General features: G+C 56.5%; 15 protein-coding genes, 2 tRNA genes and 3 pseudogenes. 11 read left to right on the forward strand and 9 right to left on the reverse strand.

Annotated elements, in window-relative coordinates:
• Positions 1 to 120: 120 nt before the first annotated feature.
• The 4 genes and pseudogenes from ACZ9DP_RS32335 to ACZ9DP_RS32350 form a co-directional block, all read left to right on the forward strand.
• Positions 121 to 273 (forward strand): annotated as a pseudogene (locus tag ACZ9DP_RS32335) (aldehyde dehydrogenase family protein); the annotation flags it as partial.
• A complete protein-coding gene (locus ACZ9DP_RS32340) occupies positions 239 to 640 on the forward strand; it encodes a hypothetical protein (protein WP_476205545.1) in 402 nt (133 codons plus the stop codon). The pseudogene ACZ9DP_RS32335 and the gene ACZ9DP_RS32340, both read left to right, overlap by 35 nt.
• 158 nt (positions 641 to 798) lie before the next feature.
• The gene (locus ACZ9DP_RS32345) at positions 799 to 1,161 is read left to right on the forward strand and encodes a nuclear transport factor 2 family protein (protein WP_476204728.1); all 363 of its coding nucleotides are present in this window, start codon (positions 799 to 801) and stop codon (positions 1,159 to 1,161) included.
• A gap of 92 nt (positions 1,162 to 1,253) precedes the next feature.
• The gene (locus ACZ9DP_RS32350; protein ID WP_476204729.1) at positions 1,254 to 1,439 is read left to right on the forward strand and encodes a hypothetical protein; all 186 of its coding nucleotides are present in this window, start codon (positions 1,254 to 1,256) and stop codon (positions 1,437 to 1,439) included.
• 99 nt (positions 1,440 to 1,538) lie between these two features.
• Here ACZ9DP_RS32350 and ACZ9DP_RS32355 read toward each other — a convergent pair.
• A tRNA-OTHER gene (locus ACZ9DP_RS32355) sits at positions 1,539 to 1,615 on the reverse strand.
• Between the two features lie 384 nt (positions 1,616 to 1,999).
• Here ACZ9DP_RS32355 and ACZ9DP_RS32360 point away from each other — a divergent pair.
• Entirely contained in the window at positions 2,000 to 2,320 is a 321-nt protein-coding gene (locus ACZ9DP_RS32360; RefSeq protein ID WP_476204730.1) for a hypothetical protein, read from the forward strand.
• Positions 2,321 to 2,703: 383 nt separating this feature from the next.
• On the opposite strand, the pseudogene ACZ9DP_RS32365 reads toward ACZ9DP_RS32360, so the two are convergent.
• Positions 2,704 to 2,862: pseudogene (locus tag ACZ9DP_RS32365) on the reverse strand (BA14K family protein); the annotation flags it as partial.
• Between the two features lie 442 nt (positions 2,863 to 3,304).
• Here ACZ9DP_RS32365 and ACZ9DP_RS32370 point away from each other — a divergent pair.
• The 6 genes from ACZ9DP_RS32370 to ACZ9DP_RS32395 all read left to right on the forward strand — a co-directional run bounded on the left by ACZ9DP_RS32370 (position 3,305) and on the right by ACZ9DP_RS32395 (position 8,335).
• Positions 3,305 to 3,490 carry a hypothetical protein gene (locus ACZ9DP_RS32370; RefSeq protein WP_476204732.1) on the forward strand — a complete coding sequence of 62 codons (186 nt, stop codon included), beginning with the start codon at positions 3,305 to 3,307 and terminating at the stop codon, positions 3,488 to 3,490.
• The gene (locus ACZ9DP_RS32375; protein WP_476204733.1) at positions 3,487 to 3,750 is read left to right on the forward strand and encodes a hypothetical protein; all 264 of its coding nucleotides are present in this window, start codon (positions 3,487 to 3,489) and stop codon (positions 3,748 to 3,750) included. Before ACZ9DP_RS32370 ends, ACZ9DP_RS32375 begins: the two co-directional genes overlap by 4 nt.
• 187 nt (positions 3,751 to 3,937) lie before the next feature.
• Positions 3,938 to 5,575, forward strand: a complete 1,638-nt coding sequence (locus ACZ9DP_RS32380; protein ID WP_476204735.1) for an arylsulfatase — start codon at positions 3,938 to 3,940, stop codon at positions 5,573 to 5,575.
• Positions 5,576 to 5,652: 77 nt separating this feature from the next.
• A complete protein-coding gene (locus ACZ9DP_RS32385; protein WP_476204737.1) occupies positions 5,653 to 6,213 on the forward strand; it encodes a hypothetical protein in 561 nt (186 codons plus the stop codon).
• Between the two features lie 81 nt (positions 6,214 to 6,294).
• Positions 6,295 to 7,296: an HAD family hydrolase gene (locus ACZ9DP_RS32390; protein WP_476204738.1), complete on the forward strand. Its 1,002-nt coding sequence runs from the start codon at positions 6,295 to 6,297 to the stop codon at positions 7,294 to 7,296.
• A 49-nt stretch (positions 7,297 to 7,345) separates the two neighbouring features.
• Positions 7,346 to 8,335 carry a formylglycine-generating enzyme family protein gene (locus ACZ9DP_RS32395; RefSeq protein WP_476204739.1) on the forward strand — a complete coding sequence of 330 codons (990 nt, stop codon included), beginning with the start codon at positions 7,346 to 7,348 and terminating at the stop codon, positions 8,333 to 8,335.
• A gap of 729 nt (positions 8,336 to 9,064) precedes the next feature.
• Here ACZ9DP_RS32395 and ACZ9DP_RS32400 read toward each other — a convergent pair.
• The 7 genes and pseudogenes from ACZ9DP_RS32400 to infA form a co-directional block, all read right to left on the reverse strand.
• Positions 9,065 to 10,552, reverse strand: coding sequence for a DUF1254 domain-containing protein (locus ACZ9DP_RS32400; protein ID WP_476204740.1), 1,488 nt, complete (start codon positions 10,550 to 10,552; stop codon positions 9,065 to 9,067).
• A 913-nt stretch (positions 10,553 to 11,465) separates the two neighbouring features.
• Positions 11,466 to 11,657, reverse strand: a complete 192-nt coding sequence (locus ACZ9DP_RS32405) for a hypothetical protein (RefSeq protein WP_476204741.1) — start codon at positions 11,655 to 11,657, stop codon at positions 11,466 to 11,468.
• 650 nt (positions 11,658 to 12,307) lie between these two features.
• Positions 12,308 to 12,433 (reverse strand): annotated as a pseudogene (locus tag ACZ9DP_RS32410) (DUF1515 family protein); the annotation flags it as partial.
• 283 nt (positions 12,434 to 12,716) lie between these two features.
• Positions 12,717 to 12,792, reverse strand: a tRNA-Phe gene (locus ACZ9DP_RS32415).
• Positions 12,793 to 12,971: 179 nt separating this feature from the next.
• Complete coding sequence (gene yacG, locus ACZ9DP_RS32420; RefSeq protein WP_074066606.1) at positions 12,972 to 13,181, reverse strand: DNA gyrase inhibitor YacG; 210 nt, start codon at positions 13,179 to 13,181, stop codon at positions 12,972 to 12,974.
• A gap of 18 nt (positions 13,182 to 13,199) precedes the next feature.
• Positions 13,200 to 13,820, reverse strand: a complete 621-nt coding sequence (locus tag ACZ9DP_RS32425; RefSeq protein ID WP_022718246.1) for a Maf-like protein — start codon at positions 13,818 to 13,820, stop codon at positions 13,200 to 13,202.
• Between the two features lie 47 nt (positions 13,821 to 13,867).
• Positions 13,868 to 14,086 (reverse strand): translation initiation factor IF-1, encoded by a 219-nt coding sequence (gene infA, locus ACZ9DP_RS32430; protein ID WP_003545338.1) that lies wholly within the window; start codon positions 14,084 to 14,086, stop codon positions 13,868 to 13,870.
• Between the last annotated feature and the right edge of the window lie 33 nt (positions 14,087 to 14,119).

Consider the following 14,119-nt stretch of genomic DNA (forward strand, 5'->3'; position numbering starts at 1 on the left):
CGAAAAAGCGTCTCGTGTGACGGTCAATGGTCAAACCAGCCTCTTCTCCACGATCATGAATGGCCCGGAAACGTTCGATTATCCGCCAGTACAGTCAACTGCCAAACATTCAGGGATCCCATGAAGAACGCTCACAGGTTCTATATCGACGGTGACTGGATCGAACCCGAGATTCTAAGGAGGCTCGAAGTCATTGATCCATCGACCGAGCAGGCGATAGGAACGGTCGCAATCGGCAGTGCTGCAGACGCAGCAAGAGCGATCAACGCCGCTGCACGGGGTGGATCTCAATCGGTTACCCCACGATGTTGCCAATGATCTTGTGATTATCCTCAACGTCGAGGAAAAGCGGAAGACCAGCACCGAAGGCGGATCTGTAGGGAGGGAGGCGGGCGTCCTCAACGCTAACTGTAGGGATCGCAGAATGATATTTCCGATTTGCCCTCAGTATACCGCCAGACACGAAGGCACCTGGTCGATCCTCGATACGGAGACCGGCGAAGTCGCTGTCGTCGATCATACGGTGACCCTGAAGCGCCTTGATGAGGCCACCGCCATGGACATTGTGGATGCCGTGACAATGGATCATTCGGTTCCTGCTGACATTGAGGCTTTATCAAACATTCCGGGGTCGCGTTAAGAACCCTGACGGTTGCTGGAGGGTGTACGACGTGTTCACCGGACTGGCCGCTGCGGTGGATGGGGATTCTGTGGTGTTTCAGTTTGAAATTCCGGTCCCGGCCCAGACTTGCCCGAGCCGCTCGACGAGCTTACCCTGGGGCAGTTTAGGAGCGCGCGATGACCAGCGACACAGAACTTCTTGGGCACCTTTACGACCGTTTCAACGCCCGCGACATGGAAGCGGTGCTGGCGTTCTTGCACCGAGATGTCGTGTGGGCCAACGGCTTGGAGGGCGGGCATGTCTACGGACACGATGGCGTTCGCGACTATTGGACGCGACAATGGGCGACGATCGACTCCCACGCGGAGCCGGTCGGCTTCTCGATCGGTGCGGATGGAACGACCGATGTCGAGGTCCGCCTGACCGCGCGCGACCTCAAGGGCAACTTGCTGTTCGACGAGATGGGCGGCCATATTTTTCGGATAGAGAACGGCCTGATCAGACGCTTCGACATCCGTCTTCAGCCACCCTCGATCTGACCCTTGAATGGCAGCTATGCATTCATCGGGGTAACAGGTCGATGAGCAATCTCTTATGTTCCCCTCGAACGAAACAAATAAGGTGAGGAACAATGAGATTTCCAATCAACCCACGCTTCACCGCGAAGAAGGTTCAGGGCGACCAGTGGTCCGTCTTCGACATGCACGCCGGCAGGACAGCCAACGTGAACGGCATTGTCCTCGGTAAGCTGGACCATGGGATGGCCGTTGATCTGGCCAATTCGCTGAACCCTAAGGCACCTTCAATCAGGCTCTAAGCAGGAGGCTCTGCCGCACGCGGCTCACGTCATCGTGCCCTGGCCGCAGAACAACTGCACGATCACCCCATTGATCCAATTGAATTTGCTGGATTTTTATGGTGCCCAGAGCCGGAATCGAACCAGCGACACGCGGATTTTCAATCCGCCTTTGATGACAAGGCCATATTTCCTATAAGTATTTGATAAATAATACTTTTTATCCACTTGATCGCTAGTTTCGCATGGGGGAATGACTGACAACCAGTCGCAAATTATCCCAACAATTACAATGGTGTTCCAACCAGTCCGGTTGGCTCCATGCCACATGATTGCCGCATGCTGTCACTAATGAAACCCTTATATCCCACATAGAAAAAAGCCCCACTAGGTTGGAACTAGCGAGGGGCTTCTTGTGGCTGCGAAAGAGGGGGCTTTCCCAGCTGGGCTGTGTTGCTGGTGGATAGTTACGCAACATCTAATATAATACACTGTGCCGATCGAAGCCGCCGGTCCAAGGTGCCGGACGCCCCTGGCAAGTGGTTAACAAAGCTATGACACGCAGAATAAACCAAGCTCGCATGCAGGAAGTCGGAAGCCCGATAGTGATGGGGCTGGATCGCATCGCTGCGTTCTTTGGCGTCACTCGCCAGACCGTCGCCAGATGGAGGCTGGAAGAGGGCTTCCCTGTCGCTCGAAACAGGTGCGGCGTGTGGTTTACAACTGTTGGGCTGATTGAAGACTGGATCATGTCTCGCAATGCATCAGACCCGTATTGCGGCGCGGCAAGGATGCAGGTTCCTCCCACGCCCGACCACTTGGCGAGGGCTAGGCAGTTGGCGGGTCAGATTGATCGTGAGGACGTCGTGAAGATTTTGGAGGAGTTCGATGCCAAGGATTAGGCCGACACGCCCTCCGAATGGTTATGTTCATGATTATAGGATAGCGCTTCAGAGGGACGAGAATGCAGCCATATCGAAGGCGTTGGAGGGGGATATATTGGCGTCGGCACTGAGGCCAGAACAGTGGGTGGCGATGTTGCCAGTTATGGGAATGCTGGCGGGGTTTGGAGGTGTGCCAATTACTCGGTCCGTGATACGGACTGGGAACAGGAGGGCAGGGCGGAAGAAGAGGGGGAGCTAAGAGTGCCGATTGGGGATAATATGGACCCGGTCCAGCAAGCCACCGTCACCGGCTGATTGCTCATGCCATGCATCCGCTCCAAAGAAAGGGCCGCAGCACGTAACAGCCGCGAGCTCGCGTCACCCCGGATCGCTGCGAATGTTTAACGGTAGGGCGAATAGCACTGCTGGCGGGGACCGCCATAGGGCTGGAACGTATTGTCGTAGGCGCGATATGACCTATAGCGCGCGTAGCACCAGCGGGTATGGGACCCGCCGACGGCATAGACCCGTGGCTGCGAATTGATGGTTCCGCCGATTACTAGCGGTGGCGGGCTTGTTTTACCGTTTCTGCAAAGAACTCAGGACGGGCCATAATCGGCCTCGAAGGGTGGGAGGGCCGCTCGGCAGCGTAATCACCCAAAATCAGTAGTTGAGCAGCAAAGTTCCTGTTCGTTCAAGGATTGTCCTGTATTGTTGCTGCATATATTAGCAACACAATTCCGAGCGCCTCGAATTGCTGCCCGAGCCGAAGCTCGGGCTATGATGGCTCCACAACCGGCTTCGTGGCCACTCCACCGACTGCACCGTGTGTTCACGCGCTGGCTTGTGCTGGTCCATCGGCATTTCGATGGGTGTCACAGGCCTCGAATTTTATTTATTAAGCACTTGCTAAACTTTCGGTGTTGAAGCACCCTGCGCGCTTCACCAGTCATTTCACGGGCACTAACGCCTGAGGCCCGCCCCAAGCGAAAGGAAGACATCATGCCTTCCAACCTCTATCACATGGACTTCAGATCATCCCAGACCCTCATGCTGCGCGATATGCTGAAGAAGGCGGGTTATGTCACATCCAAGATGGAGCCCGTCGAAGGTCATCAATATGAGGCCTCGAAATCCCTGCTCATCAGATTTAGATCGGGCATTATGGGCTACGAGGCAAGCGAATGACCGACTCTTCAGGCGCTATGCCATACGACCGCCGCGCAGAAGGAAACGGCACATGGACCGTTTTTGATGCTATCACCGGCTATCCCGCTTTGATCGGGCACAAACAGGTGACCGACCTGACTGAAGGGGATGCCACCGAATTCATGGACATCCTCAACCGGAATACGGTGGGCTCCACTTCGCCCGTACATGCGCAATCGAGGGACTTCCATGGCAATCGCTTGTGGTCAGAGCATCCTACGACGACACCTGTGAGGTAGCTAGAAGCGGACTTCCCCAAAGTACAACAGCGCCGCGAGCTATACTCCATAAATGGCCAGTGGAAAAAGAGCCGATGCGCCACCCAAAGGAGAGTGCCGGCAAATCCGCGTTCATTGACGGAGGGCGTGTCCAGACTGCATTGCCGTCCTGTGCGTGCATTCATTCAAACCAGTCGGGGAGAAGAATATGAGCGAAAAGCAAGCAAATCCGCGCCGCCATCCAAGCCGGCGTGATGTTCTTCTGGCGGGCGGATCTCTGCTGGCCGTAACGGCGATGGGGTCAATTACCGGCGGGTCAGCGAAAGCGCAAACACCGGGCCCTATGCCCAATATTCTGGTCATCTTCGGCGACGATATCGGCTGGTGGAACACAAGCGCATACAACCGCGGCCAGATGGGATATCAGACACCCAATATCGATCGCATTGCCGACGAAGGGGCGATCTTCACCGACCTTTATGCCCAACAGTCCTGCACTGCGGGACGCGCGGCGTTCATTACTGGGCAAAGCTGCTTCCGCACCGGCCTGCTCAAGGTCGGTCTGCCAGGCGCCAAGGAAGGCCTGTCGGACAAGGATCCAACGCTCGCTGAGCTGCTCAAGCCACAAGGTTATGCTACCGGCCAGTTTGGCAAGAACCATCTAGGCGACCGCAATGAATTCCTGCCGACCGTTCACGGATTCGATGAATTCTTCGGCAATCTCTATCACCTCAATGCTGAAGAAGAGCCGGAAAATCCCGACTACCCGAAGGACCCGCAGTTCCGCGCCAAGTTCGGGCCGCGCGGCGTGCTTAGATGCGTGGCGACCGACACGGATGACCCGACTGAAGACCCGCGCTTCGGCAGGGTAGGTAAGCAGATAATCGAGGACACTGGACCTCTCGACAGAAGGCGCATGGAGACGGTGGACGAGGAATTCCTGGGCGCCGCGATGAATTTCATCGATAAGAACCAGAAGGCTGGAAAGCCGTTCTTCTGCTGGTTCAACGCGACCCGCATGCATATCTACACGCATTTGAAGCCGGAGTCGCAAGGCAAGACCGGTCTCGGCCTGGTGGCCGACGGTATGACGGAATTCGACGGCATGGTCGGCCAGCTTCTGAAGCAACTGGACGACTTAGGCATCGCCGACAACACCATCGTACTGTGGACGACCGACAACGGCGCGGAACTCTTCTCCTGGCCCGACGGCGGTTCCACGCCGTTTCATGGCGAGAAGAATACCAACTGGGAAGGCGGCTACCGGGTCCCAGGGGTCATGCGCTGGCCGGGGGTCATCAAGCCGGGCACGGAAATCAACGATGTCGTCTCCCACGAAGACTGGGTGCCAACCTTGGTCGCCGCCGCTGGCGAACCGAACGTCAAGGAAAAGCTTCTGGCGGGCTATGAGGCGGCAGGCAAAACCTTCAAGGTCCATCTCGACGGGTACAATCAGCGGGAGCTCCTCGCAGGCACTGGGCCAAGTTCGCGCAAGGAATACTTCTATTGGACGGACGACGGCAACCTCGCCGGGCTGCGCTTTGACCGCTGGAAGATCGTGTTTATGGAACAGCGGGCCGAAGGCCTCGACGTGTGGCAGGATCCATTGATAACGCTGCGCTTTCCAAAGCTCATAGACCTGCGTGCGGACCCCTTCGAGATCGCCCAGCATGTCGCCGGCGACTACGCCAGATGGCGCGTCGAGCATGCCTTTGCGCTCGTGCCGGCCCAGGCCTTTGTGGCCCGGCACCTGCAAACCTACGTCGATTTCCCACCGCGGCAAAAGCCTGGCAGCTTCGCGCTTAACGAGGTTCTGGCGAAGCTGCAGGAGGGCGGGAAACACTGAACGGTTTCTGAACTCTATCCAACGTCGCGCCAGGCAAGCAGCCGGCGCGAGCTATAGCGCGAATGAAAGGCAGACTCATGACGGTAGAGAAAACTCGCTCGTCTGCGACAATTGCCCAGAGAGCAAAGCGCGAGTTGAAAGAATATGCCCTTTTGTCCGCGTATCTGTACGTCTGCTTCGGCGCGCTCGTCCTTTACAAGATGGCGATACTTGGCAGTCTGGGCGTGCATTTTTCTGCGTTCGGCGTGCCGGCTATCAAGGCGCTGATCCTGGGGAAGTTCATCCTTCTCGGGCACGCAGTCAAATTGGGTGAGCGATATGGAAGGCTGCGGCTCGTTTCCGTCATAGCCTACAAGGCGGTGCTCTATCTTCTTCTGCTCATCGCCCTTTCCATTGTCGAGGAAGCGATCGTCGGGCTCAGCAACGGCAGAACGATTGCCGCCACGCTCGCGGAAATTGGAGGCGGCAAGCTGCCCGAGATGCTGGCGACGAGCCTGGTCATGCTGCTGATACTGATCCCCTATTTGACTTCAAGGGAGCTTGAGGTTGCACTTGGTGAAGGCAGGCTTTGGGACCTAGTGTTCGAGTATCGTGACGGGCTTCATCACGACCGATCGGCGAATGTCACAAAGGGGTAAGCACCCCCAAATGATCATCCTTACGGAGATTGGTTTGACGATGCATGCCTGACAGATGTTGATTGATAGGAGGATCGGGCCATGACCTATTCCGTTCGCATCGCAAAGCATTACCTGTTGTCTGTTTTCACTCTGTTGGTGGCCGCCTGTACTGCGCAGGGTGCAGACGCGCTCCCCTCCTGGAGTGAAGGCAAGGCCAAGCAATCGATAGTTTCGTTCGTCGAGCGCGTGACCGCGCAAGGGTCGGCGGATTTTGTACCCGTGCCGGAGCGTATTGCCGTGTTTGACAACGATGGCACGCTTTGGGCCGAGCAGCCGATGTACTTTCAGCTTCTGTTCGCGGTCGATCGAGCCAAGGCGCTTGCCCCTCAACATCCGGAATGGGCCTCACAGGAGCCGTTTGCCTCGTTGCTGAAAGGCGATCTGAAGGGAGCGCTCGCGGGCGGCGAACCGGCGATCATGCAGATCGTCATGACCACGCATTCGGGCATGACCACTGAGGAGTTTGACCAGATCGTCCGCGACTGGACTTCTAGCGCCAAGCATCCGAAAACCGGGCAGCTCTACACGAAGATGGTCTACCAGCCGATGCTGGAGGTGCTGGCCTATCTCAGAGCCAATGGTTTCAAGACGTTCATTGCTTCCGGTGGCGGCGTCGATTTCATGCGCGTCTTCAGCGAAGAAGTTTATGGAATTCCACCCGAGCAGGTGATCGGCAGCAGTGGCAAGACCAAGTTCGAACTGCGGGACGGCACGCCGCTACTGATGCGATTGGCCGAAATCAACTTCATCGACGACAAGGCTGGCAAGCCTGTGGGCATCCACCAGCACATCGGCCGCAGACCGATAGCGGCGTTCGGAAACTCCGACGGCGACCTTCAGATGCTGCAATGGACATGCAGTCCTCCGGGCCTGCGATTTTGCCTTTTCGTCCGCCACACCGACGCGGACCGGGAATGGGCTTATGACAGGGCCTCGTCGATCGGCCGGCTGGACAAGGGCCTCGATGAAGCCGGGATCATGAACTGGACGGTCGTCGATATGAAGAACGACTGGACCAAGGTCTTCGCGTTCGAACGGTGATTCTCGACACATGACCCGATCCCTGCCAGGAACGAGGAAACAAAATGTCATGACAAAGCTTGCCGATGCCGAACGAACCCCTGTAGGTTCGTCGTCGACGCCCTCCCTCGGCCCAGAGATGATGTGGATTCCCGGCGGCACATTCCTCATGGGATCAGACAGGCACTATCCCGAAGAGGCGCCGGCGCACAAGGTGGCGGTGACCGGCTTCTGGATGGATATCTGTCCGGTCACCAATCGCGACTTCGCGGCTTTCGTCGAGGCGACTGACTATGTAACTGTGGCCGAGCGTCCCGTCGATCCCGCAAATTATCCAGGTGCGAAACCGGACATGCTGGAGCCGTCCTCGGTAGTGTTCAGCAAGCCCAAGACGCGTGTCGATCTCCGCAATCACTACAACTGGTGGGCCTACGTCCGCGGAGCGAACTGGCGGCATCCTTATGGACCTGCGAGCTCGATCAAGCGCCTACAGGATCATCCCGTCGTTCATGTGGCCTATGAGGATGCGGAAGCCTATGCCGCGTGGGCGAAAAAGGAGCTGCCCACCGAGGCCGAATGGGAGTTTGCGGCGCGCGGCGGGCTCGAGGCGGCAGACTATATCTGGGGTGATGAACTGACCCCCGATGGCAGGCAGATGGCTAACACCTGGCAAGGCGAATTCCCTTGGCAGAACCTCCGCCGGGACGGCTACGAGAGAACCTCGCCTGTCGCCGCCTATCCGGCGAATGGCTACGGCCTCTACGACATGGCGGGCAATGTCTGGGAGTGGACCTCAGATTGGTATCAAGAACATGGCAACATCGACAGCCCGTGCTGCACGATCTCCAATCCGAGGGACGCCGATCAAGCGAATAGCCTCGATCCGCTCCAGCTGCACATTAAGATCCCGCGCAAGGTCATGAAAGGCGGCTCACATCTTTGCGCCCCCAACTATTGCCGACGCTACCGTCCGGCGGCCCGAATGGCGCAACCCGTCGACACTTCGACGTGCCACGTCGGGTTCCGCTGTATTTCGCGCGATGCGACAACACAGGGATAAGTGCTCTGATGTCTGAGCCTGAGATATCCGCTGATGTACGTTGGTAAATCAAGCTCTAGCTATTTGCCACATCCGTGCCACATGAATCAAATCCCAGTAACTAAATCAATCAGTTACCCTATGACTCGCAGATAGGTAATCCGCAACTCAGAGTCTAGCCCCCGACAGTATGTCGGCGTCAAATCGGGTCAAACCAGCGCCTCACTTTCAAGTTCAGCTAAAGTGTGTGAAGGCTTTGGCTGGGGCCAACGGGGGTGGGTCGCGTCGATCAACCACGTGGCAGCAGGACGGGCAAAAGAGTCTTCGATCATATCTGCGCGACCGGGCACATAACGGGTGACGACGCCTGCGACGAGCTCGCAACCCAGATCATCTATTTCTATCAGCACGGCGTCACAAACGAAGACAGCTTGGAACAGCTACTCGCCAGTATTGCCGAGAAACAGAGGTAGACGTGACTAATCGAACATGCCCGCACTATTTCGCCAGACGCGACGGAGATGGCAGCTGGTCGATCGTAGAAACGCAAACGCACAAGGTCGCTGTCATCGCTGAAACCCTGCCGCTCAAACGCCTTGATGAAACCACCGCCATGGAGATTATCGATGCCCTTAAGAGGCATTCGGCGTCGGAAGAACACCGCGTCTCCGCTGAAGGTGCTGGCCCGCATCGTACTCTGAGCGGTCGGGTCTTCTCATATGGACCCGAGCGCCTTTTTTCGTACTAATTTCACTGGGCCGTTAAAGCCGAGAGGGCACTAGCCTTCGTGACCGCCGGTGGATTCCACTTGCCGTTAAGGGCGTCGGTCGACGGAGCGTAGATGCGCATCGTCAGGTTAAATGCTCCTTTGGGAGCGGGCAGCCAGTTCGCCTCCTTGTCTGTCCCGGGGCTCTCGTTCTGAAAGTACAGTTCCAGCGAACCGTCTGGGTTATATTTGAACGGCATCCAGCTACTGACGGCAAAACGGTTGAGGCTGTTCCCCACCTGGAAACCCTCGGCATCGTAAAGAGTGATCGACCAGAAAGCATGTGAAGGAGGCGTATCGCCCTTGTCGAACCGGATTACGTACTTGTTGGAGCCGTCAAGCGGTTTTCCCTCGCTGTCGGCCAGGTTCAGCGGATAGATCGCATCCTCCACTAAGTTTGCTCCGAGCCCCTGCTGCGAAAGGATTGCGCGTTTCAGGTAATAGTTGCCATACACGCCCACCGTATCGGTGTTCATGGACCAACCATTCGCGATGCGGGCGAGGGTCGGGAGTTTCCATAGCATGAGGTGCTGGCCCATCTCCGGCGCATTCTTAATCGCGGCTTGGACCGAGGGGTCAAGTTTGCTCATGTCAAAGCTCTTACCCGGTTCGATACCAATGCGTTTCATCTGCGCCACAATCGGTTGGTCCGTAACATGAGGCGGGTGCAACTTGAGAAGCTCTGCTGCGTAGGCGAAGTATTTGTCCGCTGGCATCGTGTCGACTTGGGTTTTCGGCGCGGTCTTCATATCGACTGCATCATCAACCTTTACCGTCACCGCCTGTGGGGCCTTATCCCACTGTGAGAGCGGCGTGATTTTGAAACCCGCCTGAATTTTGTGAACAGCGTCGTAGTCGGGAGGGCCGTCTGTCTTGGTGCGTCCGATAACCCAAACATAGGGAGTCGGAGCATCGATCCTTTGGATTCCGTCTGGTAGCTTGAACTCGTCGAACTTGTCGCGGAGATCGGGCCTCCAACCTGACGGCGCTATCAAGAAATGACCAGCTTGGGTTCCCGTTGTCCGCCAACCGGGCGACGCAAAGACATCAGTCCACATATCCAACATAGGCAGAAGATAGTAGCGCCCGCTCGTGTCCGGCACAGACACGACGACGGGTTCCTTAGTGAGATCGAGCCACCCAGACGAGTACAAGGTATCGAAGTTCGGGCGTACTACCACTCTCACGTCAGCGGCTGGGAACTCCGAAAAGTTCGAGAACTCGTTCATTGGCCCAAAGCCCGGCATCTTACCCGGCTCTAAGTTGGTTAACTGTTTCCGCGTCACGTCCATCGAGACTAGCGGGTAGAGATAGACGTAGGAGTCCACCGCAATTGACTGAGCTTCTGCCTCAGTGATCTGCTCGGCTGCACGGGTGGCCATGGGAACAAAGGCAAGCGTGGCCGTGAGAAAGGCAATCTGTCCCAGTCGGCAGAACCGGCTGCTGTTCGGAATTTCATCTAGCAATTGCATCGCATCCTCCACTGTTCTTTTGAGATAAACATGATTGCAGCGATCGTGAGCCGCCCTGGGGGGTGGAACTCGCGATTTCAATCCAGAATGCTAAGGTAATTCGCAGGATAATCTTTTCAGCTTCGTCCGGGGACTGAGACCAGTTTCCTCCCACTTTTCCTGCGTCACCGCTAATATAGCGCGTTTCGAAGGGCGAGTAACGTAACTAACTGTATTCTACAGGTAGAAATTGACACGGCGGCACGCCGCTCCCATGGCATTTGCTATTTGCGGCCTTTAATGAATTACCCCTAGCATGCGTTCATCTTCCGACGTTCCTCTTCGTCGTTAACACTAGCCCCGATTTCGTCGGACCTGATTTCGTCGGGCTTATTTTGTGTTCTGGCGAAAGCTCGCGGCAGCGGCAGTTAAGTCGTTGCAATATAAGGATTGCGCGACCGTCCAGAAGCACATCCAGCCGGCGATTTGGCCCTGCGCTGAACACACCCTGTCGGCAGACTAATAACGTTGGGGCTAGTTTACCGGCAGATGATCTCGCCCATCTTATAACTGCCGCGCACCCCTATGAGCGGTATTCGTCACAGTTACCTTTGGCCCGCCGATCGACGGCGGGGCGCTTTTTTGAATCAACCTCTCTCGCACGCCGCGCAAGTTCCTCGATAGTAACCTTCAACCTTCTCGACTGTTGAGCCACACAAAATCCACCTTCAGTTGCGTTTATTGAGCTATTGCGCCATCTTCTTTGATCACTTCGGCGAACATAATAGCCATGACGAGCGCGACAAAGATCATTCCCCACATCTCAAGCGTATGGCCTTGCGCGTGCTTCTTTGCCGCTATGAATATGCAAGTGCCACATAGGGTAAGCCAAGCCAGCCCTATCAGCCTCTCAATTCCCAATTCCCAATCCATATTAGGGAGCCATTATGTGCGCCTTCGGTGCGATCGATAGGACCGCGTTACCGTCACCCGGCGCGCTCTTGCCATATCCAGCGACCGCTAGGCCGATGAATGCCACAACGAATAGAATGGATAGGACGCCGATCCAGTCCGCCCGGAGCGTTACGCCAGCGCTTGCCCTTTGCGTGTCGGCTATGTCTGACATGCCTTAACCCCTTAGCCTTCCCTCCCATGGTCAGCTGCACCTAATGAACACGCCAGAATGACGCCGACGGAAAATCTAGCGGGCAATCGACAGCCAATCGCCGGGTCATTTTTTGACATTATGTCAGTGAGAGCTTGCCTATGGGAGCCGAAGCGCGTTCAGGATTTGGGACCATAAGCCGTGTCGTGCCGGTCCTTCGCGTTCATATATCCAGCCATGGCACTTGCAAGGCCAATCGATAAGCGAACTTGAACTGCGTCCTCCCAGACCGCGACCTGATCGCTTCTTCGATGATCTATGATACGGTAGGTTCCGTTGTTTTCCCGTTCAATTTCGTATCTCATCGCCGCGCCTATCTTGAGCTTCAGCCGACATTAAAGCCGCATTCTAGCTGATTCGCCATTTTGTGACATTATGTCAGTTAGCAGAGACTAATAAACTATCCCCTTTAGTTCACTCTTGGTTGCTTCTCGGTTCCCTTCATTACCTCTTTTGGTTGACATGAACGGTCCCCTAGCGCTGCACTGAACGGCAGTCGGATCAAGTAAGTCTTCAATGCCTCTTGATAGCCCACCAGCCCCGCCCGGATCGCGCGACGCAGCCTCCTGTAATGTGCAAAAACCGTTGCACGGCTGCGCGGACCGCCATTCCTAGCGCTCCAAAATGATCGCCTCGATCCTTCTTATAGCATCCGCAAAGGTCACGCCCATCGCCATACCGCCGATTCCGATGACGGCAAGCGCCCCAATCCCTATCAGCTTCCAACGCTTGACGTCATAATCCGCTTGTCTAATTAGGCCATAGCCCGCACGGACCCATCAACGCGTGCTCTCCCAAAAGACCTTTTGAAGGCTCTGCCCCAGCGGGGGGTGGGTAAGCCGCGCGGCATGCACAGTGGTTCGACGAAGAGTCGGACAAGCGCAGACAGCAAAGGTCTGAAAGACTAGCGAATCTATTGTTAGGTGGCACATGGTTTGCCGGAATGCCACATGAATGCCACATGAACGCGGAAGCGTTTCGGCTTCGTTTTTCTATCCAATTGAATTTGTTGGATTTTTATGGTGCCCAGAGCCGGAATCGAACCAGCGACACGCGGATTTTCAATCCGCTGCTCTACCAACTGAGCTATCTGGGCATCCGTGCTTCGCAGAACATTCTTCGTTGAAAGAAGTGCGGGGCCTTGGTTCGCCCCGGAAGCGAGCGGGGTTATAGCATCTTGTCCGGCCATGGCAAGCTGCAAATGACAGTTTTTTGCCAACCGGGGACATTTTGCGGATTCACAAGCAAATTGAAGGGGTTCGCTGTGGATTTTCGCTACTTTTCGTCGTCGTAGTCCGCCTTCTTCTCGTCTTCGGCAACCGGAATGGCATAGGCGCCGTTCAGCCAGCGGGAGAGGTCGACCTCGCGGCACCGGTTCGAACAGAAAGGGTAGTGATCGCGGTGCGAGGGCTTGCCGCATTCCGGGCAAGGGCGCGTCTTGCGCAGCGGTTCGACCTTGGCGGTGTTTTTATTCTCTTCGGGCACGGTGATCTTCCTCCGGGCTCAGCCCTCAGGCCACCGGCTATGCACGTCGAAGCCTTCGCCGGTCAGCAGCAGGATTGTTTCATAAAGCGGCAGGCCGACGACATTGGTATAGGAGCCCACCATTTTCTGCACGAAGCTGCCGGCCAGCCCCTGGATGCCATAGGCACCCGCCTTGCCGCGCCACTGGCCAGAGGCAAGATAGTTCTCGATCTCGAAACCGGAAAGCCGCTTGAAGCGCACTTTCGTCTCGGCGATCTTCTGGCGGATCTTGCGGTCGGGCGTCACCAGGCAGACGCCGGTATAGACCCAGTGGCTGCGGCCGGAAAGCAGATGCAGCGAGGCGGAAGCCTCGTCGGCGAACTCGGCCTTGCCGAGAATGCGGCGGCCGACAGCAACCACAGTGTCGGCAGCAAGGATATAGCTGCCCTTCCAGGCCATGTCGCTCTTGATCGCGGCAAGGGCCGCTTCGGCCTTTTCCGTCGAAAGGCGCCGGGCAAGCGAACGGGGATGCTCGGATTTCCTCGGCGTCTCGTCGATATCCATCGGCATCAGGCGCGAGGGCTCGATGCCTGCCTGGTTGAGCAGGTCGACACGGCGCGGCGAGCCGGAAGCCAGAATGAGCTTGTATGTGAGCGCCATGTGACCCTCGACCGGAAACGGAAGCCCTTGAGGCTTCCGGGCCAAGCCTATTTGAAACGATAGGTGATGCGGCCCTTCGTGAGATCGTAAGGCGTCATTTCCACAAGAACCTTGTCGCCGGCGAGAACGCGGATACGGTTCTTGCGCATGCGGCCCGCCGTGTGGGCGATGATTTCGTGCTCGTTTTCGAGCTTCACACGAAAGGTCGCGTTCGGCAGAAGTTCGGTCACAATACCCGGGAATTCGAGGACTTCTTCTTTAGGCATATAAAGGTTTTCTTCCTGTCGGTTGAGATGACG

Source organism: Rhizobium sp. USDA 4016, assembly GCF_056279705.1.